General features: G+C 51.7%; 18 protein-coding genes and 1 tRNA gene. 9 read left to right on the top strand and 10 right to left on the bottom strand.

The annotated features are described in order from the left end of the window. Positions 1 to 41 precede the first annotated feature (41 nt). On the bottom strand, positions 42 to 1,046 hold the full coding sequence (gene yejK, locus P9J57_RS07170) for a nucleoid-associated protein YejK (protein ID WP_014594136.1): 1,005 nt from the start codon (positions 1,044 to 1,046) through the stop codon (positions 42 to 44). Positions 1,047 to 1,204: 158 nt separating this feature from the next. Between yejK and P9J57_RS07165 the strand changes: the two genes are divergently transcribed. From P9J57_RS07165 to P9J57_RS07155, 3 genes are all read left to right on the top strand, one after another. After that, positions 1,205 to 1,429: a YejL family protein gene (locus tag P9J57_RS07165; RefSeq protein ID WP_013026459.1), complete on the top strand. Its 225-nt coding sequence runs from the start codon at positions 1,205 to 1,207 to the stop codon at positions 1,427 to 1,429. 22 nt (positions 1,430 to 1,451) lie between these two features. After that, a complete protein-coding gene (gene yejM, locus P9J57_RS07160) occupies positions 1,452 to 3,206 on the top strand; it encodes an LPS biosynthesis-modulating metalloenzyme YejM (RefSeq protein WP_019106559.1) in 1,755 nt (584 codons plus the stop codon). Between the two features lie 73 nt (positions 3,207 to 3,279). Then, a tRNA-Pro gene (locus P9J57_RS07155) sits at positions 3,280 to 3,356 on the top strand. Positions 3,357 to 3,440: 84 nt separating this feature from the next. Here the strand turns inward: P9J57_RS07155 and P9J57_RS07150 are convergent. From P9J57_RS07150 to P9J57_RS07120, 7 genes are all read right to left on the bottom strand, one after another. Continuing rightward, complete coding sequence (locus tag P9J57_RS07150; protein WP_015699874.1) at positions 3,441 to 3,647, bottom strand: hypothetical protein; 207 nt, start codon at positions 3,645 to 3,647, stop codon at positions 3,441 to 3,443. A 96-nt stretch (positions 3,648 to 3,743) separates the two neighbouring features. Then, entirely contained in the window at positions 3,744 to 4,772 is a 1,029-nt protein-coding gene (locus P9J57_RS07145) for a DUF2891 domain-containing protein (protein WP_105079383.1), read from the bottom strand. Positions 4,773 to 4,996: 224 nt separating this feature from the next. Then, entirely contained in the window at positions 4,997 to 6,454 is a 1,458-nt protein-coding gene (tldD, locus tag P9J57_RS07140) for a metalloprotease TldD (RefSeq protein WP_013026463.1), read from the bottom strand. Between the two features lie 17 nt (positions 6,455 to 6,471). Beyond that, a complete protein-coding gene (locus P9J57_RS07135; RefSeq protein ID WP_241866537.1) occupies positions 6,472 to 7,821 on the bottom strand; it encodes a TldD/PmbA family protein in 1,350 nt (449 codons plus the stop codon). 26 nt (positions 7,822 to 7,847) lie between these two features. Then, complete coding sequence (locus P9J57_RS07130; protein ID WP_105079381.1) at positions 7,848 to 9,104, bottom strand: thioredoxin family protein; 1,257 nt, start codon at positions 9,102 to 9,104, stop codon at positions 7,848 to 7,850. A gap of 29 nt (positions 9,105 to 9,133) precedes the next feature. Beyond that, positions 9,134 to 10,825 carry an ABC transporter ATP-binding protein/permease gene (locus tag P9J57_RS07125; RefSeq protein WP_019106562.1) on the bottom strand — a complete coding sequence of 564 codons (1,692 nt, stop codon included), beginning with the start codon at positions 10,823 to 10,825 and terminating at the stop codon, positions 9,134 to 9,136. Positions 10,826 to 10,853: 28 nt separating this feature from the next. Next, positions 10,854 to 13,298 carry a TonB-dependent siderophore receptor gene (locus P9J57_RS07120; protein WP_105079380.1) on the bottom strand — a complete coding sequence of 815 codons (2,445 nt, stop codon included), beginning with the start codon at positions 13,296 to 13,298 and terminating at the stop codon, positions 10,854 to 10,856. Positions 13,299 to 13,983: 685 nt separating this feature from the next. Here P9J57_RS07120 and P9J57_RS07115 point away from each other — a divergent pair. The 5 genes from P9J57_RS07115 (at position 13,984) to P9J57_RS07095 (ending at position 17,699) form a co-directional block, all read left to right on the top strand. Next, positions 13,984 to 14,535, top strand: a complete 552-nt coding sequence (locus P9J57_RS07115) for a sigma-70 family RNA polymerase sigma factor (RefSeq protein WP_014594144.1) — start codon at positions 13,984 to 13,986, stop codon at positions 14,533 to 14,535. Next, on the top strand, positions 14,532 to 15,488 hold the full coding sequence (locus tag P9J57_RS07110) for a FecR family protein (protein WP_013026469.1): 957 nt from the start codon (positions 14,532 to 14,534) through the stop codon (positions 15,486 to 15,488). Before P9J57_RS07115 ends, P9J57_RS07110 begins: the two co-directional genes overlap by 4 nt. 252 nt (positions 15,489 to 15,740) lie before the next feature. Beyond that, positions 15,741 to 16,439, top strand: a complete 699-nt coding sequence (locus P9J57_RS07105; protein WP_227008702.1) for an energy transducer TonB — start codon at positions 15,741 to 15,743, stop codon at positions 16,437 to 16,439. 181 nt (positions 16,440 to 16,620) lie between these two features. Continuing rightward, positions 16,621 to 17,241, top strand: coding sequence for a MotA/TolQ/ExbB proton channel family protein (locus P9J57_RS07100; protein WP_235193314.1), 621 nt, complete (start codon positions 16,621 to 16,623; stop codon positions 17,239 to 17,241). Between the two features lie 26 nt (positions 17,242 to 17,267). Next, complete coding sequence (locus P9J57_RS07095) at positions 17,268 to 17,699, top strand: ExbD/TolR family protein (protein WP_013026472.1); 432 nt, start codon at positions 17,268 to 17,270, stop codon at positions 17,697 to 17,699. 520 nt (positions 17,700 to 18,219) lie between these two features. Here P9J57_RS07095 and arfA read toward each other — a convergent pair. Both arfA and P9J57_RS07085 read right to left on the bottom strand, forming a co-directional pair. Beyond that, positions 18,220 to 19,734 carry an arabinosylfuranosidase ArfA gene (gene arfA / locus P9J57_RS07090; protein WP_019106566.1) on the bottom strand — a complete coding sequence of 505 codons (1,515 nt, stop codon included), beginning with the start codon at positions 19,732 to 19,734 and terminating at the stop codon, positions 18,220 to 18,222. Positions 19,735 to 19,775: 41 nt separating this feature from the next. Continuing rightward, complete coding sequence (locus tag P9J57_RS07085; RefSeq protein WP_014605394.1) at positions 19,776 to 21,179, bottom strand: glycoside-pentoside-hexuronide (GPH):cation symporter; 1,404 nt, start codon at positions 21,177 to 21,179, stop codon at positions 19,776 to 19,778. 731 nt (positions 21,180 to 21,910) lie between these two features. On the opposite strand from P9J57_RS07085, the gene P9J57_RS07080 reads away from it, so the two are divergent. Beyond that, entirely contained in the window at positions 21,911 to 23,164 is a 1,254-nt protein-coding gene (locus tag P9J57_RS07080; protein WP_483279437.1) for a mechanosensitive ion channel family protein, read from the top strand. The last annotated feature ends 117 nt before the right edge of the window (positions 23,165 to 23,281 follow it).

Here is a 23,281-nt window from a genome sequence, read left to right as displayed (position 1 = left end):
TTTTGCCTGTTATCCGCCAGAACGCCGGATCGGGCAGATGCTTATTTACTGCTGGTGCGGCGTTGCAGCTGCTCACGCAGGTTAGGCGGTGTTCCTTTGATGGTCAGCGTATCGGTGACCGGATCCCAGAAAATGCGCTCGCCAAGCAACAGGGCATCGAAGTTCAGGGTCAGCCCCCCACCGCTACCGGCAAACTTGGTTAACTGACGTAACGTACTGCGATCTGCCGGGAAATGCTCTTCCAGGTCATAGCCCTGCTCCTGAGTAAAGGCTTCAAACGTCTTTTCACCCAGTGGCGGCAGCTCACCTGATAACGCTTTCAGCGCGATCTCTTCCCCAGCCTGAAGCTGTTCATTACAGTAGCTGTAAACCTGCTGACGGTAGTTTTGTCGTTCATTCTTATCCAGATTCGACTCGTCACAATAGTCATCTACCGCCTGTAACAGTCCCCGGTTCTGCGCCTTGGCATCCAGTCCGACTTCCGCCCCCAGAAAATCCATGAAGAAATCAGAAACTTTTCGCCCTACCCGTCCACGCAGGAAGGTGAGGTAGCGCGTCGATTCAGGGCTGGTTTCCCACTCGGTAAGATCGATTCGTGCCACAATATCGGCGTGATTGATATCCAGATAGTGGGTACTGCTGATATCCATCTGTTCGTTGACGCGCATACTCGACTGGCTGTTTAACACCGCCACCAGCAAGTATTCTACCGCCAGATAGCGATACTGGATAAACAGCACCACGCCGCCTTCGGCGAACGGATATTTTGCCAGTTCATCACGCAGGCGTCCGGTAGCAGCCCGGCTAAAAGCGAGAAAATCATCGTTACCCTTGCGGCAGTTGCGCAGTGCATCTGCCAGTTCGCTTTCAGCATTAAACAGCCCGTAAGCTTTACTTTTTGCACTGTATACACGGTGCAGCTCTTCCACCATCGCCTCGACGGTATTGGTGGCCGGCAGTAACGAATCACGAAGCACCAGCTCTAACTGATTTTCATCACGTTTGATTAACTGGTGCAAGGCAATCTGGTCGATATCCAGACTCATGGTAAACTCTCCTAATAGCACAGGCGCGTATTCAAACACCGCCAGCAGCAGCTTTCAACTCCATGCACAACCCGAACACCGCGCTTTCGATAAATTTGCGGAAAAAAGTGCGCTGTTCCGGTACTATATCGCCTTTTGAGACGAGATAAGTTTTCGCTATGCCACAATCATCCCGTTACAGCGACCAACGCGTTGAACAACTCCTCGCGGAAATGGCGCAGGTTTTGCAAAAAGACCAGGCGCCAACCGACCTTTCCCTGATGGTACTGGGGAACATGGTAACCAATCTGATCAACAGCGATGTTGCTCCCGCGCAACGCCGCTCTCTGGCCCGTTCTTTTGCTGATGCCCTGCAGGCGTCGGTAGACGACAGCGCCCATTAATTCGCTAATCTGACGTCAAACTATGGTAACCAACCGACAGCGCTACCGCGAAAAAGTCTCCCAGATGATTAGCTGGGGACACTGGTTTGCCCTGTTCAATATCTTTTTCGCGCTCATTCTGGGTAGCCGCTATCTGTTGGTTGCCGACTGGCCTGCTTCACTGGCTGGGCGCATTTATGCGTACAGCAGCTGGATTGGTCACTTCAGCTTTATTGTATTTGCCGTTTATCTGCTGATTATCTTCCCGCTGACGTTTGTGGTGATGTCGCAACGTCTGATGCGGGTGATTTCGACGGTGGTCGCCACCGCCGGTTTGACACTGCTGATGGTCGACAGCGCCGTCTTTAACCGTTTCCATTTACACCTTAATCCGGTGGTGTGGGAACTGGTGATTAACCCCGATCAAAGTGAGATGGCGCGCGACTGGCAGCTGATGTTTATCGGCGTGCCGCTCATTTTTCTGGTGGAGATTCTGTTTGCCACCTGGAGCTGGCAGAAGCTGCGTAGCCTGAACCGCCGTTCGTTTGGCAAGCCGCTGGCCGCCCTTTTTATCAGCGCCTTTTTTGCCAGTCATTTGATGTATATCTGGGCGGACGCTAATTTTTATCGCCCGATCACGATGCAACGTGCGAATCTGCCCCTTTCTTATCCGATGACCGCCCGTCGCTTTCTTGAGCGTCACGGCTTGCTGGATGCGCAGGAATATCAGCGCCGTCTGGTGCAGCAAGGCGATCCTGAGGCTGCGGCAGTGCAGTATCCGCTCAGCGATATCACCTTTGCGGACAAAGGCTCACGCGATAACCTGTTGGTCATTACGGTGGATGGTCTGAACAGTGCCAGTGCCGATAACGCCCTGCCGGCGTTGAACCAGTTTGCCAGCCAGAACGTGCGCTTTACCCAGCATTTCAGCGCCGGGGACAACGCAGAAAAAGGCCTGTTTGGCCTGTTCTACGGCATCTCCCCGAGTTATATGAACGGTGTTCTGGCACAGCGGACGCCGTCTGCCCTGCTTACTGCACTGAGCACCCAGGGCTATCAGTTTGGCCTGTTCTCGTCAGAGGGGTTTAGTCAGCCACTGTATCGTCAGGCGCTGCTGTCCGACTACTCTCTGCCCCCAAGCGAGGAGCAGCCCAATACCAGCACCGTTTCACAATGGCAAAGCTGGCTGAGTGCCCAAAAAGGCGATGGTACGCCCTGGTTCTCCTGGGTGGCGCTGAACGGCCCAAGGGTGAGCGGTGATAACGACAAAGCACGTCAGCGAAGCTATATGCGGCAGGCTCCTGCCCTCAATGAACAGATTCAGGCCATCCTTACCACACTGCAACAACGTGACTTACTGAAAAACACCGTGGTGGTCATTACCGCTCAGCATGGTGTGGCGCTGGATGGCAATCCGGACAACGAAGGCAATCGCCAGACCTTGCAGGTGCCACTGGTTATTCACTGGCCGGACACGCCCGCGCAGACGGTGACTCGGCTTTCCGATCATCAGGACGTGATGGTGACCCTGATGCAGCGCCTGCTACATGTGCGCACTAATCCGGTCAACTATGCTCAAGGCGAAGATCTGTTTGCTGCTCAGCGTCGTCATGACTGGGTCACCAGTAGCGAAGATAATAAGCTGGTCATTACCACGCCTAAAATCACGCTGGTGCTGAACAATAACGGCAGCTACCGTGCTTACGACGCCAGTGGAAATGTATTGAAAGATCACAAACCGGAACTCGCGCTCTTGTTGCAGGTGCTCACAGAAGAGAAACGTTTTATCGCTAACTGATTAATAATGAGGCAGTTAGTTGCCTGATCGCTTGCATTCGTGCAGAGAATCAGTAGACTAGCTTTCCAAAGTTCGGCACGTAGCGCAGCCTGGTAGCGCACTGTCATGGGGTGTCAGGGGTCGGAGGTTCAAATCCTCTCGTGCCGACCAAATTATCCCTTAAAAAACCAACCTTTACGGTTGGTTTTTTATTGCCTGCGATTGGTGAGGGTAAAACAATGGTAAAAACAGCCATCATTTTGCTGTGATCAGATAGCAGAAGCGCGTGGCATGAGACAACGCCGCTTCGCACATCATCGTCCAGTACATTTCTGCCCTCGTGCCCCAAAAACGTCCCACGCCCGCACCCAGAAAAAGCGCAGGCTCTAGCGTCAAGATGCCAAACGGCGTCAACGTCTTTGCCGCAAACGGACCGCGCTTTGTCATTGAAAACAGCGTCATGACAAATTCCCTGCGATATCTACAGGACCATCGGTTTACTGCTACGTATCTTGTTATCGTAACCTCAGGATGCCGGAGAGGATCTCAAACGCGAGATCACGTTTGATGATGAGCCTGGCCGTCAACAGGCGACGCCAAAGCAAGCAGTGCAAAGCTGGCAAGCCAGTGGCCGCCGCTGTAATGGCTGCCCACCACGTGAGGGAGACTGGCTGTCAGATGCCGTTCGGCTGCGGCCTGAAGCAACGAGACAGCGGGATGAGCGTTTGGCAATGCAACAGCAAGATGCCTAAAGCACCAGGCTCTGCTGAGATTCAATCCGTCAAGATGTGTGATGGTGGGATCGGTACGATCGCTGACCTCTGCAGGCTGCATCAGCGCGGTCTTACTGGCGATATCAGGTAGAAATGCATCGAACCAGTTGGCGAAGTTAACGGTGACTTTACTCATTAACATGGCTTCCGTTAATGCACCAGAAAGGTATTCGTCCCCACCGGGTTCATAATGTGCTGGATAATCAGTGTCCTCGCGGTAAAAACGTTCTGCGACATTAACGATGACGTTTTCCAGCAAGCTGTCCTCTAAAGTGCGTGCGTAATCCAGTGCTAACATCAGCGCGAAGGCAGAATTGGTATGGGTCCCGACCCGAATAGCGTAGGTCAGCTTACTGAAGTAGTCGATAAAGCGACTGCGAATGTCCTGCGTCAGTGGCTCAAGCCTCTGATACCACTGCGCAGCCTGCGGCAAGGCAGATTTTTTCAGCTCCCCGGATAAGCCAAGCAACCATGCATAACCGTAAGGACGTTCGAACGCCGTGCGAAACGGTACGGTAAAATAAGCACGTTCCTGCGCGATATTTTCTTCAGTAAAATGCGCATGAAAAATAGCAATGATTTCATCACGGCATGACAACGTGGGATAAAGGCTCAGGGCACGGAGCAACAGCCAGTAACCGTGTACCGCAGAGTGCCAGTCGTAGCAGCCATAGAAAACCGGATGCAGTACACGTGGCGACAAGGCATCACTGTCATCAAGCATTAAGTGTACAAGATGACTGGGATATTCCTGGCGCAAATAGGTTAATGGCATCCGGGCAAATGCATCAGTCCAGGATGGCGTTAATTTCATCATCATTCCTTACCCGAGAAAGCGTTAACCGTCTCAAGATTCCCCTTACCGCCAGTCAGTGACGGCAGGTTCATTTTTGGCTTATAAAACACATGATCGCTGCGGGCTCTGGCGCGTCCGCAGCGCGCGCAAACGCTGGCATCGACATTTGAACAGCGGTCAGCCCACCCGTAGCGTCCGTCAAAGCGACAAGCGCCACAGACCGGTTTCGTCGGATGATGACCTCATCGCTGGCGCGTGCCGCCAACGATGAGGTTATCCACTTTAAGCGTCGGTTGCCCTACGCCCACTGGAACATTTTGTCCCGATTTCCCGCAGGTGGCGACGCCACGATCCAGGGCCAGATCGTTGCCAACCATGCTGATCTGCTGCAGCGTTTCCGGTCCCTTTCCGGTCAGCGTGGCGCCTTTAACCGGTGTTGTAATTTTGCCGTCTTCGATCAGGTAGGCCAGCGCGCTTTGAAAGCTGTATTGGCCACTGACGATATCCACCTGTCCGCTGCCCAGGTTAGCCAGATATAATCCACGTTTAACAGACGCAATGATCTCCTCAGGTTCATACTGGCCATTACGCATAAAGGTGTTTGTCATGCGCGGCATAGGAAGATACGCGTAGGACTGACGTCGGCCATTGCCAGTGGGGGGAAGTTTCATCAGACGGGCACTCAGGCTGTCGTGCATATAACCTTGCAGAATACCGTCTTCAATCAATGAGGTGCACTGCGTCGGGTGCCCCTCATCATCTGTATTGAGCGAACCCCGGCGCCCCTGTAGCGTGCCGTCATCGACGATATTCACCCCAGGTGGTGCAACTCTCTCTCCGATGCGCCCTGCGTAAACTGAGGTACCCAGCCGGTTATAGTCACCTTCAAAGCCATGCCCCATCGCTTCATGCAACAACATGCCGGGCCATCCGGCGGCAATGACAACAGGCATTCCGCCGGACGGGGCCGCAACCGCCTCTAAATTTATCAGTGCTGAATCCACCATCGTGCGTAAAGTCTGTTGCAGCACCTGATCGTTGAACATGTTGAAATCGCCGCGCCCACCTATGCCGGTCGTGGCCGACTCACGGACGCCCCGCTGCTCGACGATGACGCTGACCTGCAACAGCAGCATCGGACGAATATCTGCAGCCTGATAAAAATCATGGCGCAGGACATAGTTAACCGAATGGGACAATCGAAGGCTGGCCGTGACCTGAATCACCCGTGGGTCAAGCGCACGAGTCATTTGGTTGATTTTTTCGAGCAGACTGATTTTCTCTGCCGCCTCCCATGCCACTAAGGGATCGCGGGAGCCGATATGCGTTGACTCGGGCCGGGCTTTAACAGGTTCAGGCAGGGCGAGACAGCAATGCTTAGCGATGGTCCGCACCGATCGCGCGGCTTCGCGCAAATGTTTGAGATCAAGATGCTGAGAATAAGCGAAGGCGGTCTGATCGTACTCTACCGCACGCAGGCCGAACCCCTGATCGACATCAAACGATCCAAAGTTCACCACGCCATTTTCCATTGCCCAACTTTCATGGCGAAGACTCTGCACATATAAATCGGCGTAATCGACCCGATGGACGAGAATCCGTCCCATGATGTCCTGTAGCAGGGCATCGCTCAGGCCGTAGGGTTCCAGCAATTGCTGTTTGGCCTGTACCAGGCGAGTGGTTGTGCCTGTTTGACTCATAGTAAAACTCCTTTGGCTCAGCGTCCTGCCACCTGAAGGTTATCAATTAATACAGACCCGGAAGTCAGTGCGCCCTGGGTTATCACGTCAGTCCCGATAGCCACAATGTTGCGGAACATTTCGGCCAGGTTACCCGCCACCGTAACGCCATCAACGGCGTACCGTATTTGCCCGCCTTCAGCCCAAAAACCCCGCAGGCTTCGCGAGTAATCACCGTTAATCAACCGTGGCCCGCCGCCGCTGAAACTGGTCACGATCAGCCCGGTATGAAGTTTTTTTACCATCGCGTCGAAATCATCGCCCTTCTGCGTCAGGCTGCTCGTCAGAGACAGGTTTCCCGGCCCCCAGCCATTCCCGGTCGGAGCCATATCAAGATGGCGCGCGGCATAAGCTGAGAGGAAAAAACCCGCCAGAATCCCCTGATTAACGATCTTGCGGGTTGTGCCGCCGATACCGTCGCCGTCGAATGACCGGCTGGCGAGCCCCTGCGGCGCGAAGGGATCTTCAGTGACGCTGACGTGGTCGCTGAAAACCGTCTCGCCCAGTCTGTCAGCGAGGAAGCTGTTACGGTGATACAGCACGCTACCGCTGGTCGCCTGAACCAGATGGTCAAGCAAAGACAGCGCACATTTAGCGTCAAACAAGACCGGACAGCGCTGGCTGCCCTGAAGCGGGGCAGTATCCAGCGCCGCTATCGCGCCATTTCCAGCCCGGCGTCCAATCTCTTCCGGTGCCATGAGTGACTGGGAGTGGCGGGCAACCGAGAAATGGAAATCCAGCAGGCTGCGATTCTGCTTACGGGCCAGCGCGCGGGCTGCCATCATGTGATTGCTCTGGCGTTCGCTGCAGCTAAATCCATGACTGTTCATGATGAAGCAGTCCGAGTGCCCGGTGTGCACGGTAACACCGTCGCTAATGACGTCGTCACCCGCTGAAACAATCCCGGCCTCTATGCGCTGTGCCAGTGCTGTCGCATCGGCTTCGTCGAGGTTCCAGGGATGCCAGAGGTCCAGTTCGTCCGATGCACGGCAAAGAAAGCGTGCCTCCGCCAGTCCGGCGAAACGATCTTCGCCGGTGTAACCTGCAATACGGCATGCGGCCTGCACCGTTTCACGCAGGCTTGCAGACGAATAGTTCGTTGAGCTGGTCGTTCCCTGATGATGACCTCGGTAAACGGTGAGAAACAGGCTGGATTGACTGGCGCGGGTGCGCGTTTTTAACCGGCCCTGACGCATTTCAAGTAGCAGTCCTGTGCTTTCGTTAAACATCACCTGCGCATCGGAAGCCCCTTCCTGCAAGGCCATCCTGATAACGCTGTCAGCCAGGTCCGACAGCTGAACCCGGCTGTGCGCCAACGTATTTGCCATAGCGGCCCCCTGTTTATGCATCATTATTAAAGGTCCGGTGCCGCGGCAAGCAGGCGATTCAAAACCGTCTGCGATGCTGTGCTTATTGGCAGCGCAAGCTGCAACAGGTTTTGATGAAGCGCGTTTTCTTTACTAATAAATTCACCATTTAGCGACTTCCATTCTTCTCTGAGCTGGGCGATCTCCCCCTGAGTGAGCTTGCCCGTCGGCGTTTGACGCTCTTTCGCCATAAACCATCCCATTCGCTTCTCTGGTGTGGCGCGATCGTCGTCGCTCCAGCCTGAGTGGATTTGCATAATGTGGAAATGCGCCCAGTTCATATTTTTCGTGATGATGTCCCACCGTTCACCGTCGGTCGTAACAGGAAACGGTGAAAGATGTTGGATCATCATGGCGACTATCTTTTCCAGCTGTCGGTCTGACGTTTGGAAGCCAGACAACAGGGAAGATGCCAGATTGCCAATATCGGCCCAGGCCTGCGGCGTCGTTTCGCGTCCGGCAAACCGGTCGGCGCACAGTGTTTGCCACTGCGCCAGTAGCGTTATTAGCTCGGGCGCACGCAGATGATTATCCCAGGGGAAGAACCCATCGCTCAGCCACCACTGCATAAACGCTGGTGGCACCAGTCGGTAATCTTTACCTGCCCGTAACGCCCCAAACAGGCCTTCCACCTGTTCCACCGTGAGATATTCACAACGGTCAAGCAGGCAGCCCAGTGCAACGGAAAGCCCGGTGATACGTTCAAATGCATTACTGTCGGGTTGATGGACCATCGCCGCCGCAAGGGTGCCTTTACCCTCGATCCAGTAGCGACTCTGGCCCGTGGTAATCTCTCGCTCGCGGGCATGTCGCAGCACACGTGCCGCAATAAAAGCGAGCAGTTCGTCATCCCCATAGAAACTGCCCCATTCCAGACTTTCGTCCTGCTGTACGTGCACTGTGGGTACCGAGATGTCGACCTGATGGTTGGCAAGCCATTCGTTGAGCTGAGCCAGAGACTGAGCGCCCACTAACCGAACCGGGTCCTGAGCCGGGTTAAACAGCAATAAGGTGGGAATGCCCCGTACGCTAAAGCGCTGCATGATGGAAGGATATTTTTCGACATCAAGTTTGGCGACCAGTAAATGTCCCGCCGTGTTGCGGGCCAGCTTATCGATAATCGGCGACATCGCTCGGCAAGGCGCGCACCAAGGGGCCCAGAGATCGACGAGAACCGGTAACTGAGCATCGGCCAGAAAGACATCAAGCTCAAGATCGGTTAATTCAATGGATTTATGCGTCATAGTGTTTCCTTTGCAAGCGTTAACGCTCATTAACGGGCCGTGAGCGTGAGAATATGAGGGTGGAAGTGTTCAAGCTCTTTACGGTGTGCCACGCTGATAAGCGTACAGTTGGGCAACTGGTCGATAAGCGCCTGATAAAGTCGGTTTTCTGTCTGCGGATCGAGCGCGCTGGTCGCTTCATCAAGAAACAGCATTTCGGGTTTGTGCAACAGCACCCGGGCCATCGCCAGCCGTTGCTGTTCGCCGCCGGAGAGCACCTGCTGCCAGCGGTCAAATTGTGTTAACGAAGCGGCGTGAGCCTCCAGGCAGCAGTCAATTAACGCCTGTTGGCACTGCTGATCGGTAAAAACGTCAGGTTCAAGCGGATAGGTCAGCGCACTTTTTAACGTGCCTACCGGGATATAGCTTTTCTGGGGTAAAAAAAGCGTACGAACAGACTCGGGGGCAATAATAGTGCCTTCGCCATAAGGCCAGAGCCCGGCACAGGCGCGCAATAGCGTGCTCTTACCACAGCCCGAACGGCCGCGAATCACCCAGCGCTCGCCCGCCTGTACCTGCCAGTGCGGCAGATGGGACAGTAACGAACCATCTGGCTGCCGAAGCGTCAGGTTCTCGCACTGCAGGCGCGTCCCCTGATGCTTCAGTAAAATCCCTGAGGGCTTATCGCGCGCTTTATTTAACGCCCAGAGCAGATCACGAAGTCGGTTGGACAGCGCCATCCAGTTGGTAAATGACTGATAAGCCTGTGGGAAAAAAGAAAGCGTGCTAAGCAAGGTTCCGTAGGCCATCGTGATCTGCGTCAGGCCGCCCATCGTTATTTTTCCCGACAGTAGCAACGGGAGTGCCAGCAGCGTGGGTAAGGGCGAAAATACCTGCGAAAAAAAGCTCTGGAAAAAGTTGAGTCTGAACGTCTTACGCATCATCAGCAGGGTATTGGCGCGCACCCGTTCAAAGCGCGAAAATAGCCGCCGCCGTTCACGCTCTCCACCTTCAAAAAAAGCAATTTGCTCGGCGTTTTCCCGAACCTGCATGCCAAGGAAACGAAAGTCAGCTTCCACCGTTTGTTTATTCATATTTACGCCGATCAGGACTTTACCCAGCCAGTGCGCCAGCGCGAGATGGGCAACAGAATACAAATAGACGACAATCACCATGTAACCGGGAATAGATAATGTCGTGCTGCCCAGGCTAATGGATAACGCGCCTGATAATCCCCACAGCACAATGGTGAAAGTGACCATGTTGACCAGCACATTAATAATGTTGGTCGATAAATTGATTGTGACGTCGGTAAAAAGATTGATATCTTCCGCAACGCGTTGATCGCTGTTGCTGATAACGTTGTCCCGTTCTAACTGATAATAAGCAGGATGTTCTGTCCAGCGTTCCACAAAGCGAGCGGTCATCCATGTCCGCCATCGCAACGTGAGATAGTTTATCGCCAGTACGCTTATCAAAGGCAATACCGTGGTTAACGCGCCGATAATCAGGCTTTCAATCATGACATTGCTGATTACCGGCCAGTTGAGTGCGACCAGTGCATCGGTTAATTTTCCGTGTAGCCTGTTCAATGCGACAAAGGCATAGGTCGTGGTAAAATTAATTGTCAGGATGACAGCCAGTAATAATATAGCCAGCCATTTCTCTGATGATATCCAGAAAGGATAGATTAATTGCCACGTACCCGGACGGTTATCATCCGATGGGATTTTATTTACCACGTTAGTATACTCTGGTGATTTACATGTATCAGAACGAATAAGTCAGCGTCAGACGTGCTGTCCTGTCAGGTTTCACACTGATAAACTGAGGGGTTGAGGTGTAATAATAGAGCGTGCGATTAAATATATTATTCACGCCCAGCGTCACCGTATATTTAGGCTGATGATAGAAAACGGAGGCATCCGTTTGGGCCCAACCGCCCTCTTTAAAATAGTTGTTTCTGTAACCGTTCCAGGTACTGCTTGCTGCCTGTACCCCGACACCCGCACCCAGTCCCTGTAATTTCCCTTGCTGTATTTCATAGGTGGTCCAGAGGCTCGCGGTATGTTTTGGCTGACCCACAACTTTGCTTTGGTAACCGATAAGTGCCGCGTTGTCGGGATCTTTTGACTGAGAGAAAGTATAACTGGTGGTGATATTCCAGCCCGGCAATATCTGACCATTTAAATCGAAATCGAAACCTTTGGTTTCCCTTCCCTGTGTCCCGACTGGTTGACCGGCAAAATTCGTAATGATGAGATTTTTTTGAATAATGTCAAAGGCTGACGTCGTAATCGTCAGGTTATCGTCGAGCAGACTGAATTTAAAGCCGGCCTCCTTCGATTTTCCTGTGGAAGGTGCAAATGCACTTCCGGTCCGGGGGTCCAGCAATCCACTTGTCTGAAAACTGTTGAGTAAATTAGCATAGACGGTGACCTCAGGCGTAATGTCATAACTCACACCGTAGCTGGGCACCCATTTCGTTTCATCTGAAAAGGTAATTAAAGTGCGCGTCGGTGAAACATAGGCTGTCGATTTTGACGTCCATTGCGCTCGCTTGGCGGACAATTGCAGATGCAGCTTTTTCCAGAAATCAATCTGGTCCTGAAGAATAATTCCCTTTTGTTGTTCGAGCGTATTATAGTTTTTAGCGGTTGGATCGGGTATTGGCGGAAAAGAAAGGCTGTCAGGATTGTTATAATTTCCCGTCGTGAAGATTCGCCCTTGAACCAGTTCCCAGTCGGTGGTCTCTGTATGTTGGTAATCATAACCCACCAGAACATTATGGGTTAACGGCCCGGTATCGAATTTGCCCCGGATATCGTTCTGCAGGCTTAAGGACGTGGTGTCCTGTCTGATACCCAGCTCGTGGCTCAGTAAATTGCCATTGCGCGCGGCATTGTAAACTTCATGAACGCGGAAATTATTCACGCTGTCCACATAAGCGGCTTTACTGTTAAACGACCAGTTATCTGACAGATCCTGCTTCAGTTCATAATAGGTAGTTTTAGAATCAAGAGCGAAGTGGTCATCTTTATCACCCAGTCGGTATTCAGGCAGTTTTAAAATATGGCCGTTACTATAAAGAGTTGCTGCAGGGCCTGATTTTCGGGTATTGGTAAATTCGGCGCCCACTTTTATATGTGTTTTTTCCCCTTCCCATGCGAGAACCGGTGCAAGGTAGTCGGCACGATTACCATTAAAATCCGGGAAGCTGTTATCGGAGTGCATGGTGGATGCATTAAGGCGGTAGCGGAACGTTTTATCGTCGTTTAATGGTCCGCCGAGATCGATTGCGGTTTTGACTTCACCGTATTTGGCCACCTCGACTTTTATTGTATGCAGTGGGTAAGCCGTCGGCGCTTTACGGACAAGGTTAACCGAACCCGCAGGTGAGCTGTTTCCTGCTAATACCGCCTGTGGTCCTTTTAATACCTCAATACGCTCAACACCATCAATACTGGAGTAACCTAAAGGGCTGCCGTTTACCGCGTTGCTGGGATTGGATACGCCGTCTGTGGAACCTGAGGTAATGGCAAAACCTCGGATGCTAACGCCATTTTGTCCGCGATTACCGGTACTAAGATTGACCCCTCCTACGTTACGCAGCGCATCTTCCACAGAGGTGGCCTGCTGATCGTCCAGCACTTTGCGGCTGATGACCTGAACGGACTGTGCCGTATCCTGCAGGGATAAATTGGTGCGCGTCGCAGAACTCGACATTGATGGATTATATACCGTTTCATCTTCGCTGCGTTCTGCCTCACCGTTAACGGTAATCGTTGGCAGAGTCTGACCGCTGTCCTGCGCAGCTTGCAGATCTGAGGCGGGTTTAACCGGCGAGGTGGGATTCATCGCATAGATAGTCAGCGTACCATTAGGTGTGGTAGTGACGGAAAGTGGCGTTCCCTGCAACTGTTGCAAAATAGCCTGCTTCAGCGTGAAGTGACCTTTAATCTCTTTAGCCTGGTAAGGCGCCACCAGTTTAGGATCGAACGAGATGGTTTGATGACTTTGACGGGCTATCGCTAATAAACCTTGCTCCAGAGAACCGGAAGGCACGGAATAATTGATTGCCGCAGGCGCTGCAGCATAACCATCCTGCAACGCAAGTAGCGGAAAGGCAGTAATGGCCAGGGCAATATTTACCGCCAACGCCAGACGGCCTTGGGTAAAATACGTTTTCTTTGCATGATGCGGTGCTTCGTTCATTGCTACAGCTCCAGCAGAAAAGGTAAAGGGACTACGTCGTATTGTTATGAGTCGATTATTCTTCTCAGTAGGTATGTGCAATGAGATTTAAAAAGTGACACCTCATTAGGGTGTTTGTGTGAAAAAAATCACTTAATTTTAAAACATTAATAATATTAACTATTTAAATTCAAAATTAATTTATAAGTTATTCATCACTGTGTAACCCAACGCCGAGTGAACGGCGACGCATTAGCGCACCATTCTGGTGCTTAATTGGATGTGAGCTTTTACTGGGCGCTCTCTGGTGAATCAACACTCGCATCAATGACGCTTCGCGTCAGGAAGATGAAACGCGTTAATAAAAAAATCATACTCTTGTCTTTCGTTCTGTCTTGTCTCCGCCGTCAGCGACAGATGAACGCAGCACCTTTGCGGTGCAGCCTACTGAGGCTGGCCTTCCAGCGTCAAAAAGATGGCACAAGAGAAGTGAGTGGCAGAGCGTAACGATGCATTTATAACAAGCTGAATAGTAATAAATAAAAAAAATAAACTTAAAAAAGAAAAGTCCGGAAACACATTGGCCTTTCTTTTGCTTGGTAGGCAAAGGTTTTTCCCACAATAAGCTGCACCTTAGCGCAAGGTAGAAAGTGGGTTCCATTTCTCGGTCTTTATTGAGGCGCTGAGAAAGGTGTTAAGTTTTCAGATGGGGGACATTATGCCTGCCGACATGACCGATCGTTCAGATATATTAACGCTTATTTTTCGCAGCGATTATCGCTGGCTGACGGATAAATTACGGCGTCGAATTAGCTACGGCACCATGGCAGAAGATATCGCTTCTGAAGCGTTTTTACGTCTGGCGGCAATTCCGGAACTGCCCCACATTCGCGAGCCGAGGGCCATGCTGACGACACTGGCCCAGCGCGTGTTATATGAAAACTGGCGACGCCGCGACCTTGAACAGGCTTATCTCAAAGCTCTGGCAGATAGCCCGCAGCATTGTCACCCCTCGCCCGAAGAACTGGAGATGGTGATGGAGTCTTTACTGGCTATCGATCGCGCTCTGGATGGCTTGTCCGTAAATGCGAGAAAGGCCTTTTTGCTCAACCAACTGGATGGCATGACCTATGCTGAAATCGCTAAAGAGCTTGGCGTATCAGCCAGTATGGTGCGTAAATATGTGGCTAAAGCACTGACGAATTGTTATCTGGTGGCTCAGGGTCAATCTGACCCGATGGCGGGACATCACAAATGAAACTTACCCAGCGTCCCGACGACGTCGCGCAGGAAGCAATTGAGTGGATGGTGCTGTTACGCTCGGGCGATGCCACAGAAGATGACTTCCGGCAGTATGAGCGCTGGCGTTATTCCGACGATCGTCACGACGCCGCCTGTGCAAAAATTGAAGCAACGTTGGGTAAGATTCAGACGCTAAACCACAGTATACCCACAGAAAATCTGCGCCAGACGTTGCTTGCGCCGTCAAGCCGCCGTCAGTTCCTGCAAAAAGCCTGTGGCGTTGCCGCGTTAGGTGTGTTCAGTGGGTTGATATTAAACCAGCGATATCCTTTGCCCTACCTGTTATCCGATGCTTATACCGATACCGGACAGCGGCGCAGGATCCAACTTAACGACGGCAGCACGCTGGATATGAATGCCCGCACGGCGTTGAATATTTCGCTGGATGAAACCTTGCGCAAAGTGGAACTGCGCACCGGTGGCATCATTGCCGAAGTGGTCGACGATCAACGCCCGTTCACCATTGCCACCCACGCAGGGCGAATTCTTGCGCAGGAAGCCCGTTTCCATGTTCGGCAGGAATCGAGCGGTATTCATTTGGCCGTCCTGAACGCGGTGGTAAAAGTGACCAATCGAAACGGTGACAGTCGGCAGGTTCAGGCAGGCCACGGTCTGTGGTTCGATCATCAGTCGTTTATCCCGCTGGGCGTCTCGCCCTATGAGGAAACCGCATGGACGCAGGGTCGCCTGGAAGTGAAAGATGCTACGCTGGGTTCCGTGATTAACTCACTGAAAAATTACAGTCCTGCCGTCATTCGCGTCGCCCCGGCCGTCGCTGACCTGCGAGTCAGCGGCAACTTCCCGCTTGATAATATTCCCTACACGCTCGACGCGCTTGCCCAAACAATGCCGATTGCGATCACTCGCACTACGAATTACTGGATCAGGATCGAGCCGGCCGCGTCATAAAAATTTGCGTTTTTTCTTCCCCGGCCGGTGTCATTTTTTCATTCTCGTTGCACATACAGGATAAGTCTTCCAGAAACTGCTGCTGAGAATCATTGAGCAGTAGCGATTTATCGTGAGGTAGTAGTGAAAGCAGAGCGCCTTATTTTCAAAGATCATCTTTCAGTGCCTGGAATACCAACGGCTCCCCTGATTGCTCCGCAAGGCGCGCAGAGTTCCTGTAAAAAAAATCTGCCAAAGCTGGCGGTGAGCGCGGTGGTTATCTTGCACCTGGCACTGATTGCCATGGCTATTACCCACACCACTCAATACCATCCGCTGAATATTATTAATCCCGCGACCCAAACCAGTATTGAAGCAACCATGGTCGAGGCGCCCGCTGAACCCGTACCGGTTCCGGAGGTCGTCAAAGCGCCACCTGTCCTGACCGCCGATAACAGCACGCGCGAAATCGATCAGGATGACGTCAAGCCGGTTGTACCGCCACCTGAGCCAAAAGTCGTGCCGCCTAAGCCCAAACCAAAGCCAGTTGTTCGACACAAAACGTTAACGGAAAAAACGCACCCGGTCGAACCGGTTAAACCTTCACCCGTGCAAAATGCAAAAGTGGCGGAACGAACGGCGATTCCCGCCACGTCTCAAGGGCAAATGCTGAAAAGCGTACCGAATGCTGCCCCCAGGAATGTCGCCACAGTGGGTTGCCAGGTACCGGCTCCGGACTATCCACGTAGGGCGAAACGGCTTCAGGAACAGGGCGAGGTGCTAATCCGCCTGATCATTAACTCCGATGGCACGGTGAAACACCGCGAAATTGCACGGAGCAGCGGCTTTGACGATCTGGATCAGGCGGCAATGGAAGCCGTTTCCCGAATACGCTGCAATCCTTACATGGAAAACGGCCAGGCGATTTCCGTTATGACGATTCAACCCATCACGTTCAAATTATCCAGCTAGGGCAGGATGATGATGAGCGGGCGCTTTTCTTACTAATTGAGGATGCATTATGAATGAGTTTGGCATAGAACATGTATGGGAACAGGGTGACATCATTACCCGGTCAGTGGCCATTATCCTGCTAATTATGTCGGTCATGTCCTGGTCGGTCATTGTTATAAAATGCATACAAGGCGCGGGCATGAAAAAGATAGCCCACCGCACCAAGCATTTATTCTGGAGTCAAAAGACGCTACCGGCAGCCATTGATACCTTGGGTGCCAACGGTAACAACCCGTTTCGCGACCTTGCCATCGCCGGACACGCGGCCATGTCCCACCAATATACGATTGAAGCAGGCATCAGCAACAATCTGGATATTAGCGACTGGCTGGCCCGCGCCCTGAAAAACAGTATCGACGACAGCGCTGCCAATCTGCAATCAGGCCTGGGGATCCTTGCCTCCATTGGCAGTACGGCGCCATTTGTAGGTTTGCTTGGCACCGTTTGGGGGATCTATCATGCGCTGCAGTCCATCAGCATGGCCGACCAGCCCGATCTGGCTCACGTTGCCGGGCCGGTGGGCGAAGCGCTTATCATGACGGCATTTGGCCTTTTCGTGGCTATCCCGGCAGTTCTGGGGTTTAACACCATAAGTCGTCGCAACCGCGCCCTTCAGCACGCCATCGCGCGTTTTGCCAACGATCTGCACGCTTATTATCTTACCGGCTCACGTATTACGTCTAACGTAGAGGAACTGCACGCTGGCGATAAAGCTCAGTCGAGCTCTGTTCAGCCATTTCGCGCCAGTCAGCCAGTTTAGCGCGGCTTTCTCAGGAGACGTGAAAAATGAGTATGTCAGGTAAATCACAGTTTGAGTCAGATGACGATCCGCTGGTCAATGATATTAATATGACCCCTTTTATTGATGTCATGCTGGTATTGCTGATTGTCTTTATGATTACCTTGCCGGTGATCAATCCGGCGGTAAAAGTCAATTTGCCCAAAGCTAACGCCAGCATGGTCGATAAGAACATTAAATCAGTGAATATCTCGCTGACGGCCAACGGGAATATTGCCTGGGATAAAGAAACACTCGATGACGCCGCCTTTGTAGCCCGACTGCAGGATGCGGCAAAACTGCCTGAACCGCCGCATATCCGTATCTATGCGGATCAGGGAACCCCGTATGGGCGAGTGGCCTTCGTGATGACAAGTGCCCAGAGTGTTGGTTTAACAAAGTTTGATTTTGTGGTGGATAAAAAAGTGCCGGCTGCCTGAGCGTCATTTAACTGCATTTGTCAATAACAGATAAAAAACACAGGCTGTTCGATAGTCAGGAATGACTGTGCCGAGCGGGTTAATCAATGATCAACAGCGAATAAAGGCCAATATGCGCTGTTAAAAAAGCATCATGCCAGGATTTCGTTTAAGGGAAACATTTATTCTGATGCGTAGAACGTCGCCCCGATAAACAGGGTTCATGGTTCCGGAAAGGCGCGATAAACAATGATAAAAAACCCACGCGCTGTCAGATTGTCGATTGTCGCTGCAGCCGTATGGGGCGAAGGTTTTTTACTGGAACCTATTATCCAATATCCGTCATGAACGGGAATTTGATAAAAGGTCAATTGCCTTTATCTCCTCACGTTATATCGTAAATCTGGCCGAAATCCTGGAGTAAGGCGATTGATAAACCCGGCCCAGTTCGGTCAAAACCCACTCGATAGTGGGTTTTGAGTGGCTCCGCCGCTTCATCACCTTCGCCAGAAACATCCGACACTGGCGGGTTTATCCCTGTTCAGCATTGCAGATCGATCAGCACCATGTTCCAGCTAAGAGGCGGGAGCGACACCTGTTTCTGGCGACGCTGCTCATTTGTCAGCGTGCGGGGTTGCGGCACCACATTATCCGGCTGAGAGAAGGTATTTCTGGCATCCAGCGCATGGCCGGCTAACACGATATGTTGTGAGAGTACTCCCTCACCAAACGCATCCAGCATAAACCTGATGTCTGTTGCGTCATGGTCGTGTGTATTGAGCGCAAAGAAGGCAATTTGCTGCCTCTCTTCATTGTACACCGCCGCGCTTTGTACCTGCCGGGTTTCGCCATGCACCGTGTTAACGGTGGGAACGTTGGCAAAATAGCGCAGCGCGTGCCCGCGTCCATACTGGCTCACCATCTGGAAAGGCCAGAAGATGGTCTGGCGAATCACCTCGCCGCCGGGGCGGGTAAAGATGGGAGCAATCACATTGACCAACTGGGCCAGCGACGCCATTTTCACCCGGTCACAATGATTGAGTAATGAACACATCAGCCCGCCAAACGTCAGCGCGTCCAGGAAGGTATAAGACTGCTCCAGCAGGGGCGGCGCTTCCTGATAAAGGTTGTTGGGATCGATAAAATGATCCTGCCAGGGTTCGCCTTCGATTGACCAGATGTTCCATTCATCAAACGACAGCATCATCTTTTTATCGCTGCGCAGTTTGGCTTTTACATAGTCCGCCGTGGCCGTGATGGTATGAATAAAATCATCCATTCTCTGGAACGACGCTAAGAAATCCTGCGGGTTACCGGTGCTGTTTTCAAAATAATGGTGGCATGAGAGGTAATCGATCTGATGATAGAGCCCTTCCAAAACGATACGATCCCATTCCGGGTAGCTGGCCTGTAACGAGTTAGAACTGCCGCAGGCGACCAGCCTGATATCCCGGTCGACCCAGCGCATGATTTTTGCCGTTTCCCGCGCTTTTTTGACGTAATCCTCCGCGCTCAGCTGCCCGGTTTGCCACTCGCCGTCCATCTCATTACCCAGGCACCAGAGTTTAAAATTATACGGCGTTTCACGACCATGCTGGATGCGCAGATCGCTGAGCGCAGTGCCGGACGCCAGATTACAGTATTCAATAAAGTAACCGGCCTCCTGCGGCGTACCTGTGCCAAGGTTGACGGCAATCATTGGCGTCACCGCATATTTCTCACACCAGGTGGCGAACTCATCGATGCCAAACTGGTTGCTTTCTTTCGTCAGCCACGCGTAATCCAGCCTGACCGGGCGCTCGGCTTGCGGGCCAATGCCGTCACGCCAGTTATAGCCCGAGACAAAGTTACCACCGGGATAACGTACGGTGCTGATCCCCAGATCCTGCACCAGTTCCCCCACGTCCTGCCGAAAGCCGTGTTGATCCGCCGTGGCATGCCCAGGTTCATAGATGCCGCTATAGACAGCGCGGCCAAGATGCTCAACAAAGGAGCCGTAAAGGGCATCGTCCACCTGGTCGATGTAGTTTTGTTTTTGGAAAAAGTACGTAATCATTTTCTTCCCTTCTGTCTTCATAACGAATTACGGATAAAGGCTTACTCGGGATGCGTTGAGAACAGATCGTCTTCAATGGTTTTCATTTTGGCTGTGGTCAATATGTAGCGCGAACGGACCAGCCACACAGACAGCAGATAACCCACGACGGGAATCCAGACCATCAGCGCATAAATCCCGGCGATGGCGCGGCTGCTTTGCACAGCAATGTTGGCCTGATAACCGGTGACCGACAGGACAGCCCCCACAATCGCGCCGCTGACGGCCAGCGCAATTTTGAGTGAAAACAGGTTGCCAGAGGCACAGATCCCAGACAGGCGCTTGCCTGTTTTCCAGTCGCCATAGTCATCAACGTCACCGATAAACGACCACAGGATAGGCGCACCAATCTGATGAATGACTGACAGGATAAAAAACCAGCCAAACACCAGTACCACGTTCTGGGCGGGCAAAAAGAAGAACACCACTGACATCGCCAGCGCGACCGCTTTGCATGCCTGATAAACCTGAACCTTACACCACCGGTTCGTGAAAAACGGGGTAATGTAAGAGCCAAGAATACCGGCAACAATACCGGTGCTCAGGAACAGCGTGGCGTAGTAATCGTTTAATCCCATCACGTACTTCGCAAAGTAGATACAGGCGGCGCCGCGCACAAAAGAAGGGATACAGTCCAGAAACATGGCAAAGACACAGACGACCCACTGATCGTTTTTTGTGATTTGCCGGATAATAGTGAAAATGGATTCTCCGGCATTGCTCTTGGGTGTAATGCGCTCCCGGGTGGTTGCCACACAAAAAACAAACAAAAACAGGGAAATGATGGCAAAAATGGTGATGACCCAGAAGAAACCGATTTGCCGGTTTCCGTTACCGAAAAAGGCCACCATTGGCAGTAATGTCAGCGTGCAGAACAGGCTGGCGAGCCCGGCGCCCATAAAACGGAATTGCTGACAGGACACCCGTTCTTGCGCGTTGGTAGTGATTACGCCGCCCAGCGAGCAATAAGGAATGTTAACCCCGGAATAAAGCAGCGACAAAATCAGATAGGTAATAAAGGCATACATGACCTTTGCATGCCCCTGTAAATCCGGTGTGTAAAACATCACCATACAGCTAATGGCAAATGGTACGGCAAAGCCTATAATCCAGGGACGAAAACGGCCCCATCGCGTCGCGGTTTTATCAATATAAGCGCCGTAAAAGGGGTCGAAAACCGCATCGGCAAATCGTACAACAAGAAAGATGGTCGCCACCACGCCCGGCGCAAGGCCAAATATATCCGTATAGAAAAACGACAAGAACATGGTTATCGGATTAAACAACATATTGCAGGCCGCATCGCCGGCGCCAAAACCGGCTTTTTCAATAAAGCCCACTCTGCCCGAGCGCGCCGACTGAACACGACCACCGGGGTGACTGTTAGAGATAGTGTGAGTTTTCATTTTCCACCTTCCTGAAAAGAGGTGGAGATAAGCATATGTTTTTGAGGTATTTTTAACCTACACCATGCCTCTCATAAGTCAAATTACGGCGATATCCTCCATATATTTAGCGTAAATAGCTATAAATACAGAGTGTAAAACCCGCATTTTGCAGCGCCTTTTTATCAGGCCAACAACATGTCACTAAGAGAAAAAACACACGCCTGAGCTACAGCAGGAACAGGTTCAATAAAATGATGAGCATCGGGAAAATATAACCTTAATTCAATGATGCTCATTTATATGCAGGGAGTTAACGCGCGCATAGCATCCCCGGTTCAATATGACGATACTGATATCTGCCTGTCCTGAATAACCGAAAGGCTAAAGACCTGTTGCCGAAACTGACCGTTATGAGGCGGCGAAAAATACCTCTGTGGCACAGTACAAAGCCGGTTACCCATGCACTGCCCTGGTGAACGCGCCAGCGCTCGCAGGACGCGTACGTGAACCTCAGCACAGGCAGTACAGTCATGGCCTGAACGAGCCAGACTTTCGTTGACTGCCCCGCTCTGCCGCCCCTGTTCACGCGTCAGACAGGCTGGCGATGCCACAGGCGTAAAGTGGCACTATGGCATGATAAATCAATTCAATTAACTTACCCCTCGCACGACGTTCAAACGCACGCTACGCTTATCGCCATTATCAGGTTTGTGATTGAATACAGACAAATTTCCAGGCATACGATTAACATGAATTATTTTAACAACATACAACACTTTATCGAGAACAAACCTGCTCTTTCCATTGCTATTAACATCGTTGTGTTGATTGTCGCGGGCCTGGTTGCGCATCTGATTTGTAAGTTTTTGGTTGTCAAAGTCGTACGTAAGGTGTTCTTCAGCAGCCATAAAAATCAGGTGCCGCTGGACAAAGACGTCAGGCTGTCTGAAAAGCTGTCTAATTTTATTCCGGTGATCACCGTCTACTTCCTGCTGCAGTTTATGCCGGACTTACCCGAGCATCTGCTGATTGCCATTAAGACCATCTGCGGCATTTTGTTTATGGTCTATCTGTCGCTGTTCTTTAATGAAGTACTGGAGATTATCAATATCTCCTACGTAAAAAAGTCGAAACGTAAAAACCATTCCATTAAAGGCTATATTCAGGTCGGCAAAATTCTGGTGCATATCATTTCGGCGATTATGATCCTGGCTATCATGTCAAATAAGTCGCCAGTCATTATTATCTCCAGTCTGGGTGCGGTGGCAGCGGTACTGATGTTGATATTTCAGCACACCTTACTGTCGCTGGTGGCGAATATACAGCTCTCTTCGAATGATGTGTTGCAGCTAGGAGACTGGATAGAGCTTCCGGTCAATAATATCAGTGGAGAGGTAGTGGATATCGCCCTTCACACCATTACTATTCGCAACTGGGACAATACTCTGTCCCGCGTTCCCACCAAAACCTTTCTGACCGAAACCTATACCAACTGGCAGGCCATGTTCTCATCCGGTGCACGCCGGATCATGCGCAGTTTCTACATTGATCAAACGTCCATAAGCTTTGTAAATCACGCCATGCTGGAGCCCATGACGCAGATTCGCGGCATTAATGAACAACTGTCCAAACTTATGGATGGTCGCGAACTGAGTGCCGTCGGCGATCGCTGGTTCGTTGAAAATGGCATGACGAATTTGATGATCTTTCGTCACTATCTCACCGCCTGGCTGGCTCAGCGAGATGATATCCATAAAGAGATGTATATCGTGGTGAGGTCAATGAAGCCGTCTTCTGAGGGGCTGCCCATTGAGATCTACTGCTTTACGTCGTCAGTGCTTTGGGTCGATTATGAACATACCCAATCGGCCATCTTCGAATACGTATATGCCATCGCTAACGTCTTTTCGCTGCGCATTTACCAGCGTCCTGCAGGCAGCGACCTGAGTTTTCTGGCTCAGGAACGTCTTCGCCCTGAGAGTGAGCATGAAGCCCAGACCTGAAAACCTCTGATTGGCCTGCTGCCTGACAGACATCAACAGGACTAAACGATTTCTGTTTGCCGGGCTGTGCTGAACAGCCCGCTGCTGATGGTTGCAATATCAGACTTTCCCGATAAA

It is taken from the genome of Pantoea sp. nfd-35 (assembly GCF_056892255.1).
The sequence above is the reverse complement of the archived record's forward strand: the minus strand, read 5'-3'. Positions and strand labels throughout refer to the sequence as shown.

Bases quoted from the DNA above. Each gene is read 5' to 3' on its own strand.
- yejK (WP_014594136.1), bottom strand. From the start codon at position 1,046: ATGAGTCTGGATATCGACCAGATTGCCTTGCACCAGTTAATCAAACGT.
- P9J57_RS07165 (WP_013026459.1), top strand. From the start codon at position 1,205: ATGCCACAATCATCCCGTTACAGCGACCAACGCGTTGAACAACTCCTC.
- yejM (WP_019106559.1), top strand. From the start codon at position 1,452: ATGGTAACCAACCGACAGCGCTACCGCGAAAAAGTCTCCCAGATGATT.
- P9J57_RS07150 (WP_015699874.1), bottom strand. From the start codon at position 3,647: ATGACGCTGTTTTCAATGACAAAGCGCGGTCCGTTTGCGGCAAAGACG.
- P9J57_RS07145 (WP_105079383.1), bottom strand. From the start codon at position 4,772: ATGAAATTAACGCCATCCTGGACTGATGCATTTGCCCGGATGCCATTA.
- tldD (WP_013026463.1), bottom strand. From the start codon at position 6,454: ATGAGTCAAACAGGCACAACCACTCGCCTGGTACAGGCCAAACAGCAA.
- P9J57_RS07135 (WP_241866537.1), bottom strand. From the start codon at position 7,821: ATGGCAAATACGTTGGCGCACAGCCGGGTTCAGCTGTCGGACCTGGCT.
- P9J57_RS07130 (WP_105079381.1), bottom strand. From the start codon at position 9,104: ATGACGCATAAATCCATTGAATTAACCGATCTTGAGCTTGATGTCTTT.
- P9J57_RS07120 (WP_105079380.1), bottom strand. From the start codon at position 13,298: ATGAACGAAGCACCGCATCATGCAAAGAAAACGTATTTTACCCAAGGC.
- P9J57_RS07115 (WP_014594144.1), top strand. From the start codon at position 13,984: ATGGGGGACATTATGCCTGCCGACATGACCGATCGTTCAGATATATTA.
- P9J57_RS07110 (WP_013026469.1), top strand. From the start codon at position 14,532: ATGAAACTTACCCAGCGTCCCGACGACGTCGCGCAGGAAGCAATTGAG.
- P9J57_RS07100 (WP_235193314.1), top strand. From the start codon at position 16,621: ATGAAAAAGATAGCCCACCGCACCAAGCATTTATTCTGGAGTCAAAAG.
- P9J57_RS07095 (WP_013026472.1), top strand. From the start codon at position 17,268: ATGAGTATGTCAGGTAAATCACAGTTTGAGTCAGATGACGATCCGCTG.
- arfA (WP_019106566.1), bottom strand. From the start codon at position 19,734: ATGATTACGTACTTTTTCCAAAAACAAAACTACATCGACCAGGTGGAC.
- P9J57_RS07085 (WP_014605394.1), bottom strand. From the start codon at position 21,179: ATGAAAACTCACACTATCTCTAACAGTCACCCCGGTGGTCGTGTTCAG.
- P9J57_RS07080 (WP_483279437.1), top strand. From the start codon at position 21,911: ATGAATTATTTTAACAACATACAACACTTTATCGAGAACAAACCTGCT.